The organism is Streptomyces sp. NPDC051364, from assembly GCF_040682115.1.
GTDB lineage: Bacteria > Actinomycetota > Actinomycetes > Streptomycetales > Streptomycetaceae > Streptomyces.
In genome coordinates this window covers 318,699-340,151 of record NZ_JBFBAH010000008.1, presented here as the reverse complement: position 1 = coordinate 340,151, position 21,453 = coordinate 318,699, and the positions used below count along the sequence as shown (strand labels likewise).

General features: G+C 68.1%; 14 protein-coding genes. 3 read left to right on the top strand and 11 right to left on the bottom strand.

From position 1 onward, the window contains the following. Positions 1-9: 9 nt before the first annotated feature. From AB0M76_RS20205 to AB0M76_RS20180, 6 genes are all read right to left on the bottom strand, one after another. On the bottom strand, positions 10-1,494 hold the full coding sequence (locus AB0M76_RS20205) for an amino acid permease (protein WP_365954162.1): 1,485 nt from the start codon (positions 1,492-1,494) through the stop codon (positions 10-12). 131 nt (positions 1,495-1,625) lie between these two features. After that, positions 1,626-3,542 (bottom strand): 1-deoxy-D-xylulose-5-phosphate synthase, encoded by a 1,917-nt coding sequence (gene dxs / locus AB0M76_RS20200; protein ID WP_266662632.1) that lies wholly within the window; start codon positions 3,540-3,542, stop codon positions 1,626-1,628. 265 nt (positions 3,543-3,807) lie between these two features. Then, on the bottom strand, positions 3,808-5,067 hold the full coding sequence (locus AB0M76_RS20195) for a sugar ABC transporter permease (RefSeq protein WP_365954161.1): 1,260 nt from the start codon (positions 5,065-5,067) through the stop codon (positions 3,808-3,810). A gap of 29 nt (positions 5,068-5,096) precedes the next feature. After that, positions 5,097-5,885 (bottom strand): ATP-binding cassette domain-containing protein, encoded by a 789-nt coding sequence (locus tag AB0M76_RS20190; protein WP_365954132.1) that lies wholly within the window; start codon positions 5,883-5,885, stop codon positions 5,097-5,099. Positions 5,886-6,164: 279 nt separating this feature from the next. After that, a complete protein-coding gene (locus AB0M76_RS20185; protein ID WP_365954131.1) occupies positions 6,165-7,280 on the bottom strand; it encodes a sugar ABC transporter substrate-binding protein in 1,116 nt (371 codons plus the stop codon). A gap of 117 nt (positions 7,281-7,397) precedes the next feature. After that, a complete protein-coding gene (locus AB0M76_RS20180) occupies positions 7,398-8,600 on the bottom strand; it encodes an ROK family transcriptional regulator (RefSeq protein WP_365954130.1) in 1,203 nt (400 codons plus the stop codon). A gap of 584 nt (positions 8,601-9,184) precedes the next feature. Between AB0M76_RS20180 and AB0M76_RS20175 the strand changes: the two genes are divergently transcribed. After that, the gene (locus AB0M76_RS20175; protein WP_365954129.1) at positions 9,185-10,963 is read left to right on the top strand and encodes an HAD-IC family P-type ATPase; all 1,779 of its coding nucleotides are present in this window, start codon (positions 9,185-9,187) and stop codon (positions 10,961-10,963) included. Here the strand turns inward: AB0M76_RS20175 and AB0M76_RS20170 are convergent. The 5 genes from AB0M76_RS20170 to AB0M76_RS20150 all read right to left on the bottom strand — a co-directional run bounded on the left by AB0M76_RS20170 (position 10,956) and on the right by AB0M76_RS20150 (position 17,670). Then, positions 10,956-11,891: a carbohydrate ABC transporter permease gene (locus tag AB0M76_RS20170; protein ID WP_365954128.1), complete on the bottom strand. Its 936-nt coding sequence runs from the start codon at positions 11,889-11,891 to the stop codon at positions 10,956-10,958. The genes AB0M76_RS20175 and AB0M76_RS20170 overlap by 8 nt on opposite strands. 13 nt (positions 11,892-11,904) lie before the next feature. Continuing rightward, on the bottom strand, positions 11,905-12,849 hold the full coding sequence (locus tag AB0M76_RS20165; protein ID WP_365954127.1) for a sugar ABC transporter permease: 945 nt from the start codon (positions 12,847-12,849) through the stop codon (positions 11,905-11,907). 19 nt (positions 12,850-12,868) lie between these two features. Then, complete coding sequence (ngcE, locus tag AB0M76_RS20160; RefSeq protein WP_365954125.1) at positions 12,869-14,302, bottom strand: N-acetylglucosamine/diacetylchitobiose ABC transporter substrate-binding protein; 1,434 nt, start codon at positions 14,300-14,302, stop codon at positions 12,869-12,871. Positions 14,303-14,600: 298 nt separating this feature from the next. Further along, positions 14,601-17,315, bottom strand: a complete 2,715-nt coding sequence (gene acnA, locus AB0M76_RS20155; protein ID WP_365954124.1) for an aconitate hydratase AcnA — start codon at positions 17,313-17,315, stop codon at positions 14,601-14,603. A 199-nt stretch (positions 17,316-17,514) separates the two neighbouring features. Then, positions 17,515-17,670 (bottom strand): hypothetical protein, encoded by a 156-nt coding sequence (locus tag AB0M76_RS20150; protein ID WP_365954123.1) that lies wholly within the window; start codon positions 17,668-17,670, stop codon positions 17,515-17,517. Positions 17,671-17,965: 295 nt separating this feature from the next. Here AB0M76_RS20150 and AB0M76_RS20145 point away from each other — a divergent pair, with 295 nt between their 5' ends. Next, complete coding sequence (locus AB0M76_RS20145) at positions 17,966-19,495, top strand: UDP-N-acetylglucosamine 1-carboxyvinyltransferase (protein WP_365954122.1); 1,530 nt, start codon at positions 17,966-17,968, stop codon at positions 19,493-19,495. A gap of 742 nt (positions 19,496-20,237) precedes the next feature. Next, positions 20,238-21,404, top strand: coding sequence for a helix-turn-helix transcriptional regulator (locus tag AB0M76_RS20140; RefSeq protein WP_365954160.1), 1,167 nt, complete (start codon positions 20,238-20,240; stop codon positions 21,402-21,404). Positions 21,405-21,453: the final 49 nt, after the last annotated feature.

The window sequence follows — 21,453 nt, the reverse complement described above, 5'->3', positions numbered from 1 at the left end:
TTTCCTCCGCTAGAACTTCGCGTCGGCGCCGACCTTGCCGAGGCGGCTGTGCGAGCGTCCGTAGGCGAAGTAGACGACGATGCCGATCGCCATCCAGACGACGAAGCGGATCCAGGTCTCGGCCGGCAGGTTGAGCATCAGCCAGAGCGAGGCCGCGATCGACAGGATCGGGATCACCGGCACCCACGGGGTACGGAAGGACCGGTGCAGGTCGGGACGGGTCTTGCGCAGGATGATCACGCCGAGGGCGACGAGCACGAAGGCGAACAGGGTGCCGATGTTCACCAGTTCCGCGAGCTTCTCCAGGCTGGTGAAGCCCGCGACGACGGCGATGATCCCGCCGAGCAGGACGGTCGCCCGGTAGGGGGTGCGGTACTTGGGGTGGGTCACGGAGAAGACGCGCGGCAGCAGTCCGTCACGGCTCATCGCGAAGAACACGCGGGTCTGGCCGAGCAGCAGGATCATGCACACGGTGATCAGGCCGACGGCCGCCCCGAGGCTGATGGCACCGGAGAAGAAGGGCTGGTTCACCGACTTGAAGGCTTCGGCCAGCGGCGCGGTCGGCGACATCTCCGTGTACTTCTGCATGCCGGTGACCACCAGCGTCACGGCGACGTAGAGCACGGTGCAGACCAGCAGCGAGCCGAGGATGCCGCGCGGCATGTCCCGCTGCGGGTTCTTGGTCTCCTCGGCGGCCGTGGCCACGACGTCGAAGCCGATGAAGGCGAAGAAGATGAGGGAGGCCGCGGTGAAGATGCCCATGACGCCGAAGTTGGTGGGCGCGTAGCCGAAGAGCAGCTGGACCAGTGGCGCGTGCAGGCCGTTGCCCGCCTCCTGCGGCTGGGCCGGAGGGATGAACGGCGAGTAGTTGTCGGCCTTGATGAAGAACAGGCCCGCGATGATGACCAGCAGGACCACGAAGACCTTGATGGCGACCACGACCGCGGTGATCCGCGCCGAGAGCTTCGTCCCGACGACCAGAATCGCCGTCAGCACCAGGATCAGCAGGAAGGCCAGCAGGTCGAAGCTTCCCCCCGCGTCCGGTCCGGACAGCGCGGTGGGCAGGTCCCAGCCCAGGTTGGTGTGCATCAGGTGACGCACGTACCCGGACCAGCCGACCGCCACGACGGCGGTGCCCAGCGCGAACTCCAGCACCAGGTCCCAGCCGATGATCCAGGCGGGCAGCTCACCGATCGAGGCGTACGAGAAGGTGTACGCGGATCCGGCCACCGGCACGGTGGACGCGAACTCGGCGTAGCAGAGCGCCGCGAGAGCGCAGACGATGCCCGCCGCCACGAAGGCGAGGGAGGTGGCGGGTCCGGCGTTGTTACGGGCAGCGATGCCCGTGAGGACGAAGATGCCGGTGCCGATGATGACACCCACACCGAAAACCGTCAGGTCCCAGGCGGAGAGCGACTTCCGGAGCGCGTGTTCCGGCTCCTCCGTGTCACGGATGGACTGCTCCACCGTCTTGGTGCGGAAGGGGCTGTTCATATCCCTACTCACCGACGCACCTCCGAACAGGTGTCGACGCACGCGAACGGGCCGGGAGGCCCACCCCTTCAAGGGTGATCTCCCGGCCCGTGACGTGCAACCGCGCGGCGATCCAGTGGCTGGTACCCGTCCTAGTCGACGGCGGCGGCCGGCTCGGTGTCGAACCGCCCGTCCAGCTTGGCGACCAGGCCTGTGACCTGGCGGGCGATGTCCGGCGCGGTCAGCCCGATCTCGGCCATGATCTCCTTGCGGAGGGCGTGGTCGAGGAAGCGCTGCGGGATGCCGAAGTCGCGCAGCGGCACGTCGACACCCGCGTCGCGCAGCGCCTGCGCGACGGCGGAGCCCACGCCGCCGGTGCGGCCGTTGTCCTCGACGGTGACGACCACGCGGTGCCGGTCCGCGAGCGGGGCCAGGGCCTCGTCCACGGGCTTGACCCAGCGGGGGTCGACGACGGTCGTGGAGATGCCCTGCTTGTCGAGCAGGTCTGCGATCTCCAGGCACATCGGGGCGAGTGCGCCGACGGATACGAGCAGTACGTCCGGACGGGTGACCTCGGGGGCCGGGGTGCGCAGGACGTCCATGCCGCCGATCCGGCCGACGGCCGGGACGGCCGGGCCGACGACGCCCTTGGAGTAGCGCACGACGGTCGGGGCGTCCTTGACCTCGACGGCCTCGCGGAGCTGGGCGCGCAGCTGCTCGGCGTCGCGCGGGGCGGCGAGCCGCAGGCCGGGTACGACCTGGAGGATGGACATGTCCCACATGCCGTTGTGGGAGGCGCCGTCGTCGCCCGTGACACCGGCCCGGTCCAGGACGAAGGTGACCCCGCACTTGTGCAGGGCCACGTCCATCAGGACCTGGTCGAAGGCGCGGTTGAGGAAGGTCGCGTACACCGCGAAGACCGGGTGGACCCCGCCGGTGGCGAGGCCCGCCGCCGAGGTGGCGCCGTGCTGCTCGGCGATGCCCACGTCGTAGATGCGGTCCGGGAAGGCCTCGGCGAACTTGTTGAGGCCGACCGGGTGAAGCATGGCGGCGGTGATGCCGACGATGTCCGCGCGCTCGTGGCCGAGCTTGACCATCTCGTCGGCGAAGACGGAGGTCCAGCTGGCGGCGGCGGTCTTGACCGGCAGTCCGGTGTCCGGGTGGATCACGCCGACCGCGTGGAAGCGGTCCGCCTCGTGCTCGAGGGCCGGGGTGTAGCCGCGGCCCTTCTGGGTGAGGCAGTGCACGATGACCGGGCCGCTGAAGCGCTTGGCGCGCTGCAGGGCGGACTCCAGGGCCTCGATGTCGTGGCCGTCGATGGGCCCGATGTACTTCAGGCCGAGGTCCTCGAACATGCCCTGCGGGGCGATGAAGTCCTTGAGGCCCTTCTTGGCGCCGTGCAGGGTCTCGAAGAGCGGCTTCCCGACGACCGGGGTGCGCTCCAGGAGCTCCTTGCCGCGGGCCAGGAAGCGCTCGTAGCCGTCCGTGGTGCGCAGGGTGGCCAGGTGGTTGGCGAGGCCGCCGATGGTGGGGCCGTACGAGCGCTCGTTGTCGTTGACGACGATGACCAGCGGACGGTCCTTGGCGGCGGCGATGTTGTTCAGCGCCTCCCAGGCCATGCCGCCGGTCAGCGCGCCGTCGCCGATGACGGCGGCGACGTGGTGGTCCTCCCGGCCGAGCACCTCGTTGGCCTTGGCGAGGCCGTCGGCCCAGCCCAGCACGGTGGAGGCGTGGGAGTTCTCGATCACGTCGTGGTCGGACTCGGCGCGCGAGGGGTAGCCGGAGAGGCCGCCCTTGGTGCGCAGGCCGGCGAAGTCCTGGCGGCCCGTGAGCAGCTTGTGGACGTAGGCCTGGTGGCCGGTGTCGAAGAGGACCTTGTCCTTGGGCGAGTCGAAGACCCGGTGCAGAGCGATCGTCAGTTCGACCACCCCGAGGTTGGGGCCGAGGTGCCCGCCGGTCTTGGAGACGGCGTCGACGAGGAAGGACCTGATCTCGGCGGCGAGCTGGTCGAGCTCCTCCTGGCTGAGCCGGTCCAGATCGCGCGGTCCCTTGATGCGGGTCAGCAGCACCCGTGCCTCCTTGCAGTTGCTTGCTGGTCTGTCGAGTCTAATGTTCCGTCGGCGACCGCCGTCATCGGGCTGCCGCACACGGGTCACAGCTTTGTCATGGCTGTAGACATCCCTGTGCAGATCACCCCGATGTCACACCTCACATTCAGGCGTATACCCACACAGGCGTACGCACAGATGTGCGTACAGACGTACGCACGGATGCCCGGTGCCACACGGGGTGGCACCGGGCACTGTGACCGGTCTTACCGCATCGGGCGCGGTGTCAGGCGCGTCCGGCCGTCTTCTGGGTCTTGCGGGTGACCGAGTCGATCACCACGGTGGCCAGCAGCACCGCACCGGTGATCATGTACTGGATCGGCGTGGCGATTCCCTCGAGAGCCAGACCGTACTGGATCGAGGTGATGACCATGACGCCGAGGAGGGCGTTCCAGGTCCGGCCCCGGCCGCCGAAGAGGCTGGTGCCGCCGATCACGGCCGCCGCGATCACGTTCATCAGCAGGTCGCCGGCGCCGGCGCTCTGGTTGGCCGCCGCGATCTTGGAGGCCCAGAAGAGCCCGCCGACGGCGGCGAAGGTGCCCGCGATGGCGAAGACCGCGATGCGGATCCCGGCGACGTTGATGCCCGCGCGCCGGGAGGCCTCGACGCTGCCGCCGAGCGCGAAGACGTTGCGGCCGAACGAGGTACGGCGCAGGAGGAAGTCCGTGCCGACCAGCACCAGCACGAAGAGCACCACCGCGAGCGGCAGACCCTTGTACTGGTTGAACACCGCGGCGGGACCGAAGGTGAACAGGGCCAGCAGGCCCGTGCGCAGGGCGATCTCGCTCATCGGGCGGGACGGGACACCCGCGGCCTCGCGGCGGCGGCTGTCGAAGAACGAGGCCAGGAAGTATCCGACCACGGCGACCGCGGCGAGGCCGTAGCCGGCCGCCACGTCCGTGAAGAAGTACGTGGTGAGCCGGCCCACCGGACCGTCGGGGTCGATGTTGATCGTGCCGTTGCTGCCGAGGATCTGCAGCATGGCGCCGGACCAGAAGAGCAGGCCCGACAGGGTGACCGCGAAGGCCGGTGCGCCGATCCTGGCGAAGAAGAAGCCGTGGATTGCGCCGATCAGGGCGCCGCCGGCGACCGCGGCCAGGATCGCCACCCACTGGTTGACTCCGTGGGTCACGGCCAGGACGGCGAAGATCGCACCCGAGACACCGCTGACGGAGCCGACCGAAAGGTCGATCTCGCCGAGCAGGAGCACGAAGATGATGCCCACGGCCATCATGCCGGTGGCGACCATCGTGATCGCGATGTTGGTGAGGTTCTCCGGGGACAGGAAGTTCTCGTTCAGTCCCTGGAAGATGCCCCAGATGACGATCAGACCGATGACGACCGGGAGGGAGCCCAGGTCGCCGGCCTTCATCTTGCGGCCGAACTCGCTCAGGTAGCCGGCCAGCCCCTGCTCACGCACGAGCAGGCGCGGGTCCACCGCGGGAATGGCGTCCGCCGGGGCGGCGGGGTTGGCGAGCTGGGCCACCTCTTCCGCATGGGTGTGGTGTTCGGTGCTCACTTGCTGGCCTCCCCGGTACGGGCCGCACGGCGGGTCACGGCGTTGTCCGTGGCTCCGGTGATGGCGGAGATGATCTCTTCCTGCGACGTGTCCTTGACGGTGAAGACGCCGTTGTTGCGGCCCAGCCGCAGGACCGCCACCTTGTCGGCGACGGCCTTCACATCGGCCATGTTGTGGCTGATGAGGATGACGGCGTGGCCGCGCTCGCGCAGCCGCTCCACCAGGTCGAGGACCTGTGCGGTCTGCTCGACGCCGAGGGCGGCCGTGGGCTCGTCGAGGATGACGAGCTGGGGCTCGCCGAGCATCGAACGGGCGATCGCCACGGTCTGGCGCTGACCGCCGGAGAGCGAGGCGATGGGGATGCGGACACTGGGGATCCGGATGGACAGGGTGGTCAGGAGCTCGCGGGCGCGGCGCTCCATCTCCACCTCGTCCAGGACTCCGCGGCGCTTGAGCTCGCGGCCCAGGAAGAGGTTGCCGACGACGTCGATGTTGTCGCACAGCGCGAGGTCCTGGTAGACCGTCGCGATGCCCAGGTTCTGGGCGTCGTGGGGCTTGGTGATCGAGACCGGCTTGCCTTGCCACTCGATGACTCCGTCATCGATGGGGTGGACGCCGGCGATCGTCTTGACGAGCGTGGACTTGCCGGCGCCGTTGTCGCCGACCAGGGCGACCACCTCGCCGGAGTGGATCTCGAGTTCTACGTCGGTGAGCGCCTGGACGGCACCGAATCGCTTCGAGACCCCTCGCAACGCCAGCACGGGCGCAGCGGACACATGAACCATCTCCTTCGCCGCCTGACCGGCGGGGATGTCGTGCAGTAAGTGCAGGAGCGGGGTGGGTTGGGGAAATCGTTTCTGCCCGGCGCCCCACGGGTGGCGGGGGAAGAGGGCGGGGCGCCGGGCAGGCGTGGGGGTCCTGGTGGACCGGAGGCCGCGGGGGCGGGCCTCCGGCCGGCAGGACGCTGGGGCCTCGGCAGGCCCGGGGGGACCTGCGTGCGGCCGGCACCGGCCCGTTTCGGGGCCGGGATGGCCTACAGGGGGCCTGTGTGAGGCCCGGTCGGCCTACTTCAGGCCGAGGGTGGTGCAGGCGGCCGCGTACTTGTCGGTGCAGATCTCGTCGGCCGTGTAGACACCGTCCTTGATGACAGTGTCCTTGATGTTGTTCTTGGTCAGCGAGACGACGGGGACCAGGACCGAGGGGATGCCCTTGTCGGTCGGGCTGTCGACCTTGGAGGTGGTGGCACCGTCCAGCTTCTCGCCCTTGGCAAGCGCGACGGCCATCTTCGCGGCGGCCTCGGCCTCGGGGGCGTACGGCTTGTAGACGCTCATGAACTGCTCGCCCGCAACGATCCGCTGCACACCGGCGAGTTCCGCGTCCTGGCCGGTGACCGGGGGCAGCGGGTCCATGCCGGCCGCCTTGAGGGCGGTGATGATGCCGCCGGCCATGCCGTCGTTGGCGGAGTAGACGCCGACGATCTTGTCCTTGCCGATCGCCGAGATCGCACCCGCCATGTTCGTGTTGGCGTTCTCCGGCTTCCACTCCTTGGTGTCGTACTCCTTGCCGATGGTCACCTTGCCATCGAGGACGGAGTGCGCACCCTTCTTGAAGAGGGCGGCGTTCGGGTCGGTGACCGACCCGTTCATCATGACGATCTCACCGGCCTTGGCCTTGTCGCCCAGGGCCTCGAGCAGGGCCTTGCCCTGGACCTTGCCGACCTCTTCGTTGTCGAAGGAGGTGTAGGCGTCGATCGGGCCCTCGGCGAGGCGGTCGTACGCCACGACCGGGATGCCCTTCTCCTTGGCCTTCTTCACCGATCCGGCGATGGCCTTGGAGTCAACGGCGTCGATGACCAGGACGTTCACCTTGTTGGTGATCATCGTGTCGACCTGCGAGTTCTGCGTGGTCGCGTCCTGCTTGGCGTTGGCGTAGACCACCTCGGCCTTGCCGCCGGTGAGTTCGGCGACCTTCTTCTCGAAGAGCGGCTTGTCGAACTTCTCATAGCGCGCGGTCTGGTTCTCCGGCAGGAGCAGACCGATCTTGATCGCGCCACCCGCGGCGGCGGAGCCGGACTCCTTCGGCTTCTCACCGGCCTCCTTGGCGCTGCCACAGGCGGCAAGGGAAGCGGCCATCGCGGTGGCGGCGACGGCTACGGCGGCTCTACGCATGCGCGTGTTCATTTCTTGAACCTCCCTGACGAGGCCGCAACATTGCGGCCGAGGTGGACGTGAGTCAACCTCGGCCGCAGTTTGCCGTCAAGGAGTGAATCCTTAACGAGATGACAACGGTGCCATCCGTTATCTAACTGAAGGCAAGAGCTTGAGGGTCGGCGAACCGGCCAGAAGGGTTGAATCGCCCATCTCGCTCAGCACCAGGGCCAGCGCGCCCAGCACCTCGGCCCGGCTGCCCAACGACCCGGTGAGCACGGACAGTTGCCGTGCCGCACTGGGGATCGCGTACCGCCCCACCGACTCACGTATGGGGGCCAGGATCAGTTCACCGGCCTCCGCCAGCGAACCGCCGAGCACCACGCGGCTCGGATTCAGAACATTGCACAGGTTCGCGACACCACTACCCACATGGCGGCCCACGTCGGCGATGACCCGGCGGCAGCCCGGATCGCCCTCCCGGGCGAGTTCGACCACCCGCTCCATGGTGAGCTCGGGCCCGTGCGTGCTCTGCAGCAGCGGCAGCACGTACCGGGCCGCGGCGAACGTCTCCAGGCAGCCGCGGTTGCCGCAGCGGCAGACCGGGCCGGACTCGTCGAGGGTGATGTGTCCGATCTCGCCGGCGGTGCCGCCGGGCCCCCGGTAGATCTGGCCGTTGATCACCAGGCCGGCGCCGACGCCGCTGGCGACCTTGATGTACGCGAGGTCCTTGACCCCGCGGCCGCTCCCCCACACCAGCTCCCCGAGCGCTCCGAGGTTGGCGTCGTTGTCCACGTACACGGGCACGCCGAGGCGCTGCGACAGCTCCTGGCGCGGGTTGATCCCGGCCCAGCCCGGCAGGATCGCGGTGGAGCCGAGGGTCCCGGACTCCACGTCGATGGGGCCGGGGACGCCGAGCCCCACTCCGATGACCTTGTCCAGGCCCACCCCGATGCCTGCGATCAGCTCTCCGACCAGGGCTTCCGCCCGGTCGAAGCCGTCCGCCCAGGAGGCGTCCACGTCCAGCGGGGCGGACTCCTCGGCCAGGACCTGGTGGGCGAGGTTGCCGACCGCCACCCGAAGGTGGGTGTGGCCGAAGTCCACGCCGATCACGATGCCCGCGTCGCCGCTGAGCGAGACGCTGCGCGCCCGCCGCCCGCCGGCCGAGGTGTCCGTGACCTCGACGGTCCCACCGTCCTTGAGCTCGCGGACGATGTTGGAGACCGTGGCCGCCGACAGTCCGGTGGACCGGGCGATCTCCGCCTGGGTCAGCGAACCCGCGAGCCGCACCGCCCGCACGACCCGTTCGAGATTCGCGCGGTGCAGTGAAGACTGCGATCCGGGAGTCTGCACGACTCATCCACTCCTGCCCATAAGCGACGGCCGACCGTCGCCCCCCGAGCCGGCATCGCGGCTTGGTGCTCCGAGACCCCGGCGTCTCTCCAACTTGTGAACCTTAAGTCGAGCCTTTGGCCCTCCAGACGTCAAGAGGCTGACACGGAACGAATCGACCCCTACCGGTCATAAGTATGAAAGACATCCCTCTAGATCGTGCTACGGTCGCCGAGGCGCCGGTCCTCTGCGGCCTTTCCGGCCGGATCGGGCGCCTTGTAATGACGGCGCTACGCAAGGAGGTGTTCGGGATGAGTCCCGATCGAAGTCCTTGCAGCGCTCTCGTCGGCTGACCTTGATCAGCTGATCCTTCCCTGAGTGCGCACGGCTGCGGTACACCACCGCTGTCCCCGTGCGTTTCTGCATTCCTTCTTTCCCCTCCCCACCTTTCCTTCCGCATGCCCCGGCCCTTCCGCCGGGCGTGCGTCATCCATGCCCATCGGCGTGTCCGCCGGCGCTTCGCGCCGCCCTGCGCCGACCCATGATCACTCCACGTGACCGCGCGGCTCCGTGCTGCCCGGACGCAGTGGAGGGAGGTATTCGTCATGACCATGCTCACCCCCCGTACCCCGGCCAAGCTCGCACCGCCGGGCAAGGGCCGCCGCGAGCACAAGGCCGCCGAGCTGGAGTCCCGCACCCGGCTCGCCGGCGAGCAGCTCGCCCGTTTCGGCGCCCGCCCCGGCGCCCAGGTCCTGCAAGACCTTTCCGCCACGCGCAGCGGCCTCACGCACGCGGAGGCGGCGCTCCGCCTGGAGCGGCACGGCGCCAACGTCGTCGCCCACGAGCGCGCCCCGCGCTGGTGGGTCCAGCTGGCGAAGGCGTTCCGGAACCCCTTCATCGCCGTCCTGGTCTTCCTGGCCGCCGTCATGTGGTGGCAGGACCCGGCCGATCCCGGTGTCGTCATCCTCTCCGTGATGGTGGGGATCAGCGGACTGCTGCGCTTCTGGCAGGAGTTCCGCTCCGGCCGCGCCGCCGACGCACTGAAGAAGCTCGTCACCACCACCTGTGCGGTGCAGCGCCGGGCCGGCAGCGGCGCGGGGCCGACCACCCTCGAGGTGCCCATGGACCGGGTGGTTCCGGGCGATGTGGTGAAGCTGGCCGCAGGTGACCTGATCCCGGCCGACCTGCGGCTGATCACCTCCAAGGACCTGATGGTCGGCCAGGCCGCGCTGTCCGGCGAGTCCCTGCCGGTGGCCAAGGCCGACACTCCCCCTCGCTCCGCCGGGGGGACCCCCGGCATCGAGGACTTCGGCCAGTTCGAGACCACCGACCCGGTCGAGGCCGGCAACCTGGTCCTCATGGGGACTTCGGTCACCTCCGGCACCGCCACCGGCGTGGTCGTCGCCACCGGCGCCGACACCTACTTCGGCTCGATGGCCGGCTCGCTGATCGGCGAGCGCCCGCAGACCAACTTCGACAACGGGGTGCGCAAGGTCAGCCTCCTGCTGATCCGCTTCATGCTGGTCATGGTCCCGGTCGTGTTCGCGATCAACGGCCTCACCAAGGGCGACTGGGACGAGGCCTTCCTCTTCGGCATCGCCGTCGCTGTCGGCCTGACCCCCGAGATGCTGCCGATGGTCGTCTCCGCCAACCTGGTGCGCGGCGCGATCGCCATGTCCAAGCGCAAGGTCGTCGTCAAGCGCCTCAACGCGATCCAGAACCTCGGCGCGATGGACGTGCTCTGCACGGACAAGACCGGCACCCTCACCGAGGACCGGATCGTCCTGGACCGCTACCTGGACGTGCACGGCAACGAGGACAGCGAGGTCCTGGAGTACGGCTACCTCAACTCCCACTTCCAGACCGGCCTGAAGAACCTGATGGACCAGGCGGTCATCAACCGGGTCAACGAGGCCGAGGAGGTTGTCGTCGACGCACGGTTCTCGATGGTCGACGAGATCCCCTTCGACTTCGCCCGCCGGCGGATGTCCGTGGTACTCAACCGCAACAGCATCGTGGGCGACCTCGGCCGCTCCGAGCACATCGTGATCACCAAGGGTGCGGTGGAGGAGGTCCTGGACCGTCCCCTTCATCCAGTCCCGGGCCTCGTGGCCGGTGATGGTGACGACCGTCCTCGCGGTGCTGACCGGGCTGTACCTGCCCTTCTCGCCGCTTTCCGGGTCGCTGGGCTTCGTGCCCCTGCCGGCGGGTTACTTCCCGTGGCTGATCGGCGTACTGCTGGCGTACTGCACGCTCACGCAGCTCCTGAAGACCCTGTACATCCGCAAATTCGGCAGCTGGCTGTAGGCGCCCGGCACGACGGGCCGAACGGACGGCCGGGGGCGATCGGCGTCGCCCCCGGCCGTCGCAGCCCCGCTACTTGAGGGTGGCGGAGGTAAGGCCGGCCTGGATCTGGCGCTGGAAGGAGAGGTAGACCGCCAGCATCGGGATGATTGCGATGGTGGCGCCGGCGAACAGCACCGGCAGGTCCGTCTCGTAGCCCATCTGGTACTGGAGCTGGATGAGGCCCTGGGTGAGCATGTAGCGCTCGGGGTCTCCGGTCGTCTGCGGCTGCATCAGCACGGCGGGCAGGATGTACTGGTTCCACTGGCCCAGGACATTGAATATCCCGACGCTGATCAGGCCGGGCTTGGCCATCGGCACCATCACCTGGAAGAAGATCCGGGTGTCGGAGGCCCCGTCGATGACCGCCGCCTCGTAGATCGCCGTCGGCAGCGTCCGGAAGAAGGAGTGCATGAAGAAGACGGTGAACGGCATCGAGTAGGCGACGTACACCAGGATCAGGCCCTGGTAGGTGTTAAGCATGTCGAAGCGCTTGACCATGAAGAAGAGCGGGACGAGCGCCAGGAAGACGGGGAACATCGCCCCGCTGACGAAGAAGTAGTAGATGACCCGGTTGCCCCGGAAGGGGTAGCGGGCCAGTACGTACGCCGCCATCGAGCCGAGCAGCATGGTCAGCGGCACCGAGAAGACGAGCACGATCAGCGTGTTGGCGAAGTAGTCGCCGATGCCCTTGGTCCAGGCCCGCGCGAAGGCGTCGAAGTGCCAGTTGGAGGGCAGGCTCAGGGCCGAGCCGCCGATCTGCGCGTCGGTCTTGAAGGCACCGAGCGCGAGCCAGATCAGGGGCAGCACGATCATTATCGCCCAGATGGCGAGGAATCCGTGCGAGAAGACGTTGAGGACTGTGCCCTCGGAGCCGGGCTTGTCCCGCTCCTTGGTCCGTCCGGGCCCGCCGGACCGCTCCGCGGCCGCTTCGCCCGGAGCCTTGATCACTGTGGACTCTGCAGTCATCGTGGCACTCCTCTCAGAACTCGATGCGCTCGCGGCGGGTGGCGCGCAGCGTGATGACGGAGAGGATCATGGTCAGGACGAGCATGACCACGCCCATGGCGCAGGCGTAGCCGCTCTTGCCGAAGTACAGGAAGTTGCGCATCAGGACCGTCGCCATGACCTCGCTGTGGTGGTCGGGGCCGCCGCCGAACTGTTGTGAGGTCATGGTCGACACCAGGACGAACATGTCCATCGCGGCGATGCCCAGATAGACCGCGGCGGTCTGCACAGAATCCCACAGCAGGGGCAGGGTGACCCTGAAGAAGGTCTGGGCGCGCCCGGCGCCGTCGAGCAGCGCGGCCTCGTAGATGTCCTTGGGGACGGACTGCATGGCCGCGGAGAACAGGACGAGGTAGAAGCCGACGCCATGCCAGACGACGATGAACAGCAGACACCAGAGGACGAGGTTGGGCTCGTTGAGCCATTCGACGGGGTGCTGTGCGTCGATCAGGCCGATCTTGGCGAGGAAGCCGTTGAGCAGGCCGCCCTCGTCACTGCGGTAGATCGCGCCGAAGAGCACGGCGAGGATGGCCAGGGAGAGGACCTGCGGGAAGAAATAGATGATCTTGTAGAAGCGCGAGCCGCTGACGCCCTGCACTCCGCCGGCCCCGCTGCGCCCTCCCGCGTTCACCATGAAGGCGAAGAAGAGGGCGAGCAGGATGGTGATCACCGGGACGAACACCAGGAGCAGCAGGTTGTGCCAGAGTGCGCCGCGGAAGACCTCGTCGTTCAGCAATGCCGAGTAGTTGTCCAGGCCGACGAAGTCGAACGTCGGTGACTGGCCGCTCCAGTTGGTGAAGGAGTACCCGAACGTCTGTACGTACGGCCAGATGACGAAGGTCAGGTACAGCGCGAGGGGCGCGAGGAGGAAGCCGGTGATGAAACCGCCCTTCCCTCTCCCCTGGGCTACATGGCTCATGGTGTCCGTCCCTGCGGTGTCAGCTGCGGTGGTTGTTCTTGGCGTTCGGGTCCTTCGCCGCCTTGTCTACCGCAGCCTGGGCCCTCTTGATCCACTCCTTTGGCTGAATCCGCTGGGCCATCAGCTCATTGGACGCATTCTGGATCTCGGTGTCCATCTCGCTGTACCAGTCGGGGTAGCGGTAGGCGAAGGTGTTGCCGCCCGCCGCCTTGAGCGCCTCCACCGCCGACTGGGTGCCCGGCCGCAGCTTGACGCTCGGGTCCACGCCGTCCTTCACCACGGTGAGCGAGTTGGCCTGCTGGGCGAAGATCGTCGCCCACTCCCGGGACAGCATCGAGCGGAGGAACTCGAAGCCCGCGGCCTTGTTGGCCGCCTTCTCCGGGACGATGAAGGGCTCGTCGACGCCGGCCCGGATGGCCTCGAAGGGCAGCTTGCTGTCGGCGAGCAGCGGCATCGGCAGGAACTTCATGTCGAAGTCCTCCGGGGTCTGCTTCAGCTGCTCGTTCTCCAGCCAGGAGCCGGAGGGGATGAAGGCGGCCTTGTACTGGTTCCAGGCGGTCTGGGACTCCGTGTGGGTGAGGCCGTTGGTGCCCGGCATCAGCAGGCCCTTCTCGACCACCTCGTAGACCGCCTCGACGGCGGCGAGGGCGGCCGCGTTGCCCTCGAAGGCGTTCGGCTCCAGGTTGTCGATCGCCTTCATGGCCTCCAGACCGCCCTTCTTGGCGATCAGGTCCATGATGACGACGTTGATGTAGTACGGGTACTTGCCCTGGTGGGCGAGGCCGCCGATGCCCGCCTCCTTGGCCTTGGTACAGACGGCCAGGAACTCGTCCCAGGTCTTCGGCGGCGCCCAGCCCTTCTCCTTGAAGAGCTTGCCGGAGTACCAGAAGCCGAACACGGCGTACACGTACTTCAGCACGACGTACTTGCCGCCCTGCAGGCCCTGTTCGTAGGCACCCTCGACCAGGGTGTCGCGCACCTTCTTGGCCGGGTCGTCGAGCGAGGGCGCGTCGAGCACGGCGGTGAGGTCGGCGAGCTGGCCGCCCTTGGCGAGCACGTCCAGCTTGATCTGCTGGGCGCCCGAGTCGTCGATGACGTCCGGCGGGTTGCCGCCGTTGAAGCGCGGCTGGAGCTTGGCGGTGATCTCCTGGGTGCCGAGGTGGGAGCTGGTGGTGCCCCACTTCTTGTCGAAGGCGGCCTCCCAGGCCTTCGCGTAGTCGTCGCCGAACCCGCCCTTGAAGACGACGACGTCGAGCTTGCCGCCCTTGGCGACGCCGAAGGGGTTCTCCTTGGACACGACCCCCTTGTCCGGGCCCTTCGTCGAACCGTCCCCACCGCCGGAGGCGCAGGCGGACAGGAAGCTCATCGTCGGCACCGTGATCAGTCCGAGTGCCGCGGAGCGCTTGATCAGATCACGGCGCCCGAGTCCCTCACCAGTGGATCCCATGCTCATGTCCTCGCCTTCGTCAGAAGTGTGAAGGAGGCCGGAAATCACGGCGGTTGCCGTGCATGCGGACATCACCGCAGGTCCCCCGCCCATCCCCCGGTCCGGAGCCGCTCGTACCGCGGTGATCCGGACGGGCACAGGTATAGTCCACTTCCGCTCGTCTGAGCAAGATCATGCACACGGATGTCCGTCAGCTTTTCCGAGTTGAGACCTCCCCGAAACCTGGACCCTGCCCGGCAAAACGGAAGGGCCGTACCCCCTTAACGGGGATACGGCCCTTTGGTGCCGATGTGCTCAGCGGTGACTAGCCGCGGATCAGGTTCCGGAGCACGTACTGCATGATGCCGCCGTTGCGGTAGTAGTCCGCCTCACCCGGGGTGTCGATGCGGACGACCGCGTCGAACTCCACACCGGTGTCGGTGGTGACCTTGACCGTGCGCGGGGTGGTGCCGTTGTTCAGCTCCTCCACACCGGTGAAGGAGAAGGTCTCCTCGCCGGTGAGGCCCAGCGCGGCCGCGGTGGCACCCTCCGGGAACTGCAGGGGCAGGACGCCCATGCCGATCAGGTTGGAGCGGTGGATGCGCTCGTAGGACTCGGCGATGACGGCCTTGACGCCGAGCAGCGCGGTGCCCTTGGCGGCCCAGTCACGGGACGAGCCGGAGCCGTACTCCTTGCCCGCCAGGATGACCAGCGGGATGCCGGCGGCCTGGTAGTTCTGCGAGGCGTCGTAGATGAAGGAGACCGGCGCGCCCTCGACCGTGAAGTCGCGGGTGAAGCCGCCCTCGGTGCCCGGCGCGATCTGGTTGCGCAGGCGGATGTTGGCGAAGGTACCGCGGATCATGACCTCGTGGTTGCCACGGCGGGAACCGTACGAGTTGAAGTCGCGGCGCTCGACACCGTGCTCGGTGAGGTACTTGCCGGCCGGGGTGTCGGCCTTGATCGCACCGGCCGGGGAGATGTGGTCGGTGGTGACCGAGTCCCCCAGCTTCGCCAGCACGCGGGCGCCGGCGATGTCGGAGACCGGGGTGGTCTCCATCGTCATGCCGTCGAAGTAAGGGGGCTTACGGACGTAGGTGGACTGCGGGTCCCACTCGAAGGTGTTGCCGGTCGGGATCGGCAGCGCCTGCCACTGGGCGTCGCCCGCGAAGACGTCCTGGTAGGACTTGTTGAACATGTCCTCGCCGATGGCGTTCGCCACGACGTCGTTGACCTCGGCCTCGGACGGCCAGATGTCCTGCAGGAAGACCGGCTTGCCCTCGGTGTCGACCCCGATGGCGTCCTTGGTGATGTCCACCTTCATGGAGCCCGCGATGGCGTACGCGACGACCAGCGGCGGGGAGGCCAGGTAGTTCATCTTGACGTCGGGGTTGATCCGGCCCTCGAAGTTGCGGTTGCCGGAGAGCACCGAGGTGACCGCGAGGTCGTGCTCGTTGATCGCCTTCGAGATCTCCTCGTCCAGCGGACCGGAGTTGCCGATGCAGGTGGTGCAGCCGTACCCGACGAGGTTGAAGCCCATCTTGTCGAGGTACGGGGTCAGGCCGGCCTTGTCGAAGTAGTCGGTGACGACCTTCGAGCCCGGGGCCAGGGTGGTCTTGACCCACGGCTTGCGCGACAGGCCCTTCTCGACCGCCTTCTTCGCCACGAGGGCCGCGGCCACCATGACGTAGGGGTTCGAGGTGTTGGTGCAGGAGGTGATCGCGGCGACGGTGACGGCGCCGTGGTCGATCTCGAAGGACGAGCCGTCCGCCAGGGTGACCAGGGTCGGGCGGGTCGGCACGCCGTTGACGGCGGCCGGGGCGTCGGAGGCCGGGAAGGACTCCTTGCCCGCCTCGTCGTCGTCCTCGACGTAGTTGCGCACGTCCTGGGCGAACTGCTCGGCGGCGTTGGCGAGGACGATGCGGTCCTGCGGGCGCTTCGGGCCGGCGATGGAGGGGACGACCGTGGAGAGGTCGAGCTCCAGCTTCTCGGAGAAGTCCGGCTCGGCGGCCGGGTCCAGCCACAGGCCCTGGGCCTTGGCGTACGCCTCGACGAGCGCGACCTGCTGGGCGTCGCGGCCGGTCAGACGCAGGTACTTCAGGGTCTCGTCGTCGATCGGGAAGATCGCGGCGGTGGAACCGAACTCCGGCGACATGTTGCCGATGGTGGCGCGGTTCGCGAGGGAGGTGGCGGAGACGCCCTCACCGTAGAACTCGACGAACTTGCCGACGACGCCGTGCTTGCGGAGCATCTCGGTGATGGTCAGCACCAGGTCGGTGGCGGTGGTGCCGGTCGGCAGCTCGCCGGTCAGCTTGAAGCCCACGACGCGCGGGATCAGCATGGAAACCGGCTGGCCGAGCATCGCTGCCTCGGCCTCGATGCCGCCGACGCCCCAGCCCAGCACGCCCAGGCCGTTGACCATGGTGGTGTGCGAGTCGGTGCCGACGAGGGTGTCGGGGTACGCCTGGCCGTTACGGACCATGACCGTGCGGGCCAGGTGCTCGATGTTGACCTGGTGGACGATGCCGGTGCCCGGGGGGACGACCTTGAACTCGTCGAAGGCGGTCTGGCCCCAGCGCAGGAACTGGTAGCGCTCCTTGTTGCGGCCGTACTCCAGCTCCACGTTCTGGGCGAACGCGTCGCTGGTGCCGAACTTGTCGGCGATGACGGAGTGGTCGATGACCAGCTCGGCCGGGGCCAGCGGGTTGATCTTCGACGCGTCGCCGCCGAGGGCCTTGACGGCCTCACGCATGGTGGCGAGGTCCACCACGCAGGGGACGCCGGTGAAGTCCTGCATGATCACGCGGGCCGGCGTGAACTGGATCTCCTCGCTGGGCTGGGCCTGCGAGTCCCAGTTACCGAGCGACCGGATGTGGTCGGCGGTGATGTTCGCGCCGTCCTCGGTGCGAAGCAGGTTCTCCAGCAGGACCTTCAGGCTGTAGGGAAGGCGGGCGGAGCCCTCGACCTTGTCCAGCTTGAAGATCTCGTACGACTCGTCGCCCACCTGCAGCGTGCTGCGGGCGTCGAAGCTGTTCGCCGACACGACAGTCTCCTTCATGCATGAAATTCGCGCGTTTTACCGCAATCCTGCCGCCACGCCCTGTGGCCAATCCGCTAAGGTAAGGCTAAGTTAGGTAATCCTTACCAGCAGGGGCGGCTACGGTACGCCTTCGGCAGATATCTCGATGTCGAGATAACTCTAGTGCATTGCCGCGCCCTGGTCATGCACGGCATGGGCCAGATCACAGGGAAGGCGTACGGGAAGACGTACGCACGGTCAGCGCGGCCGGGACGGTCAGTCGGCCCGGCGGCGCGCCCTGCGGGGACTCCAGCAGCGCGACCGGCGCGGCGACGGCGTTCTCCCCGATCGCCTCCGGCCGCAGGGTCACGGTGCTCACCGCCGGGTCTCGAGTCGCGTCGCGGGGCGGCCGCGCCGTACGCGGAGCGCAGCGCGATCCGCCGGGCCCCGGAGGCGGCGAGGTGGTCGAGGTCCACCCACACGTCCACGGGCCGCAGTTTCTGTCCCCTTTGTCCCCACAAGAGCGGGAACAGCTCACCCGCCTCCTCGGCCGGGTCGTCGCGCACCACGCACCCGCCTGTCCGACCATGGGACCAGGCGGAACTGACGGTCAGTAACACCCATCTGCCACACCCGACGCGGGTGTCATCTCATATCTGAGATACGGTGCATCCATGGCAGACGACTACCTCGTACGCATCGGCAAGCTCATCCGTGACGCCCGGCAGCACCGGGGCTGGACACAGAGTCAGCTCGCGGATGCACTCGGCACCAGCCAGAGCGCCGTGAACCGGATCGAGCGCGGCAACCAGAACATCAGCCTTGAGATGATCGCCCGAATCGGTGAAGCTCTCGACAGCGAGATCGTCTCCCTGGGCTATGCCGGCCCGATGCATCTGCGGGTCGTCGGCGGGCGCCGGCTGTCCGGCGCCATCGACGTCAAGACGAGCAAGAACGCGTGCGTGGCGCTGCTGTGCGCCTCCCTGCTCAACAAGGGCCGCACGGTCCTGCGGCGGGTCGCCCGCATCGAGGAGGTCTACCGGCTCCTCGAGGTCCTGAACTCCATCGGTGTCCGCACCCGCTGGATCAACGAGGGCGTGGACCTGGAGATCGTCCCGCCGGTCCGCCTCGACATGGACGCCATGGACGCGGACGCGGCCCGCCGCACCCGGAGCATCATCATGTTCCTGGGCCCGCTGCTGCACCGGATGGACCAGTTCCGCCTGCCGTACGCCGGCGGCTGCGACCTCGGCACCCGCACCATCGAGCCGCACATGATCGCCCTGCGCCGCTTCGGCCTGGACATCACCGCGACCGAGGGCATCTACCACGCGAAGGTCGAGGCGGGGGTCTCCCCGGGCCGCCCGATCGTCCTGACCGAGCGCGGGGACACGGTCACCGAGAACGCCCTGCTGGCCGCCGCCCGGCACGACGGCGTCACGGTCATCCGCAACGCCTCCTCCAACTACATGGTCCAGGACCTGTGCTTCTTCCTGGAGGCGCTGGGCGTCAACGTCGAGGGCATCGGCACGACCACCCTGACCGTCCACGGCGTCCCGAACATCGACGTGGACGTGGACTACTCCCCCTCCGAGGACCCGGTCGAGGCGATGAGCCTGCTCGCCGCCGCGGTCGTCACGGAGTCGGAGCTGACGATCCGCCGGGTCCCGATCGAGTTCATGGAGATCGAGCTCGCGGTGCTGGAGGAAATGGGCCTCGACCACGACCGCTCGGCGGAGTACACGGCGGACAACGACCGCACCCGCCTGGTCGACCTGACGGTCCGCCCCTCGAAGCTCGAGGCGCCGATCGACAAGATCCACCCGATGCCGTTCCCCGGGCTGAACATCGACAACGTCCCGTTCTTCGCGGCCATCGCGGCCGCCGCCCAGGGCCAGACCCTGATCCACGACTGGGTGTACGACAACCGGGCCATCTACCTGACGGACCTGAACCGCCTCGGCGGCCGCCTCCAACTCCTGGACCCCCACCGCGTCCTGGTCGAGGGCCCCACGCGCTGGCGCGCGGCGGAGATGATGTGCCCGCCGGCCCTGCGCCCGGCGGTGGTCGTCCTCCTGGCCATGATGGCGGCGGAGGGCACCTCGGTCCTGCGCAACGTCTACGTCATCAACCGCGGCTACGAGGAACTGGCGGAACGCCTCAACTCGGTAGGCGCCCAGATCGAGATCTTCCGCGACATTTAGGGATTCGGGCGCAAGGTATCGAAGCGGAAAAGTGGCCGCTGACCTGCGGAAATGCCTTCCGATGCCCCTCGACACCTTCCAGCAGTTTCCATCCCCTTGCGCAAGAACTGTGCAACGGATGACCCAACGACTGACGCAGTGTCAGTTAGCGCGAGGCCCCGCTATCTCCTAACGGAGGGTGACGGGGCCTCAGTCGTTTCATGGTTGTTTGTCCCTAAAAGTGCAGGCCATAGGGGCAGGTCGGGAACTGATGGAGTGTTTGACGCTACCCAGAGTGGCGGGTTAGCTTCGCGTCCGTAGCTGCGCGGACGTCCCCCAACCGGGCCATCCGGGCTGCCTCACGACGCCCAAGGCCGCGTATCTTCTTCGTCTTCCTCGTCATCGTGGGGGGCTTCGTGGGGTTCGTAGGGTGCACCAGCCTGGAGGATGCCTGCAAGTACGGCACCACCCAGTGAGTACAGCTTGCATCGCGCCGGGGACTGCCCGTACCCCGGCTATGCCCCCAGACGGTGACCGGGCCACCAGCATCGGGCTGACGCCGAGCCCCGCCACCTGGAACTCCCGGGCCGGCGGGGGTTCTGCATTCTGAGACCCCTTGGCCAAGGGCCGCCACCTGCCGCGTCCCGGCGGTACCTTCGCGTCAGAAGTGTGGTCGCAGAGCGGGGTGGTGGGTGTGAGCGGGTACATCGAGGAGCAAGAGCGGATCGGGCAGCGGGTCCGGCGTCAGCGGCTCTCCGTAGGAATGACTCAGGCCGACCTCGCCGCCGCGCTCGGGCGGACCCAGGGCTGGGTGTCCAAGCTGGAAAAGGGCCGGATCGAGCTGGACCGGGCCGGGCTGATCAACGCCGTGGCCGCCGCCCTCCACTGCCACCCGAACACCCTGATCGAGCGTCCCTACACGGGCGCCGGGGCCGAGACCAAATGGCAGGTGTCCGCCGCCTCCATCCTGCGCGAGCTGCGCCGCTACGACCTGGCGCCCGTCTTCGACGGCACCCCCCGCCCATCCGAGGTGCTGTGGCACGACATGAAGAGACTGCTGCGGCTCCGCGATGCCGCCGCGAACGGCGCCGTGTTGAGTGAACTGCCGGACATGCTGCGCGAGGCCCGCGCCCTCGCCGAGGTGTCCTCCGGCCACGAGCGTGAGGAAGCATTCGCGGTCTACGCGGTCGCGTGCAAGTTCGCCCACACCGCCGCCCACGCCCTCGGACACCCCGAGCTGGTCGCCATGGCCTGCGAACGGGCCACCTGGTCCGCGCAGCTCTCCGGCGACCCGGTGATGCCCGCAATGGCGCTGTGGATGCGGATGTGGGACACGTGGGCGTCCGCCGACTGGGACGACGCGCTCGCCCTCGGGGACAAGGCCCTCGCCGGCATCGAGACGGAATATGAAGCCGGTGACCAGCTCGCACTGCGCATGTGGGGCGCCCTGCACCTACGGGCCGCGATCTCGTACGCGCGGTCCGGGAGTGCGGCCGGGTCGGACGAACGGCTGGCCCTTGCCCGTACAGCGGGAGAGCGAGTCAACGCCTACGTCGGACCCGAGATCCAAGACCGGCACTCGGTCACGTTCAGCCTCGGCAACGTCGTCATCCACAGCGTCAGCGCCGCCCTCGAAATGAGCGACCAGACGAAGGCCCTGCGGCTCAACCGCGAGGCGGATCCCGCGCACATCGCGGTCCTGCCGAACTCCCGTCTGGGCCACCACCACATGGACTTGGCCCGTGCGTGGCTGTGGGACGGCAACCGCGACCAGGCCCTGACCGAGTTGGAGACCGCCGAGCGCATCGCCCCGCAGCTGGTTCGCAACCACCCCGTCGCGAGGGCGACTCTGCGAAAGATCATTTTCACCGAGCGGGCGGCTACCCGTCAGCGCCTGCGCGGCATGACCGGACGCTTTTCGCTGGACTGAGCTGCGGGTATTCCGCGCATTCATATTCGCCTGTAGCGGGCCACCTACG

Bases quoted from the DNA above. Each gene is read 5' to 3' on its own strand.
- AB0M76_RS20190 (WP_365954132.1), bottom strand. From the start codon at position 5,885: ATGGTTCATGTGTCCGCTGCGCCCGTGCTGGCGTTGCGAGGGGTCTCG.
- AB0M76_RS20175 (WP_365954129.1), top strand. From the start codon at position 9,185: ATGACCATGCTCACCCCCCGTACCCCGGCCAAGCTCGCACCGCCGGGC.
- AB0M76_RS20185 (WP_365954131.1), bottom strand. From the start codon at position 7,280: ATGAACACGCGCATGCGTAGAGCCGCCGTAGCCGTCGCCGCCACCGCG.
- AB0M76_RS20170 (WP_365954128.1), bottom strand. From the start codon at position 11,891: ATGACTGCAGAGTCCACAGTGATCAAGGCTCCGGGCGAAGCGGCCGCG.
- AB0M76_RS20205 (WP_365954162.1), bottom strand. From the start codon at position 1,494: ATGAACAGCCCCTTCCGCACCAAGACGGTGGAGCAGTCCATCCGTGAC.
- AB0M76_RS20140 (WP_365954160.1), top strand. From the start codon at position 20,238: ATGACTCAGGCCGACCTCGCCGCCGCGCTCGGGCGGACCCAGGGCTGG.
- AB0M76_RS20145 (WP_365954122.1), top strand. From the start codon at position 17,966: ATGGCAGACGACTACCTCGTACGCATCGGCAAGCTCATCCGTGACGCC.
- AB0M76_RS20165 (WP_365954127.1), bottom strand. From the start codon at position 12,849: ATGAGCCATGTAGCCCAGGGGAGAGGGAAGGGCGGTTTCATCACCGGC.
- ngcE (WP_365954125.1), bottom strand. From the start codon at position 14,302: ATGAGCATGGGATCCACTGGTGAGGGACTCGGGCGCCGTGATCTGATC.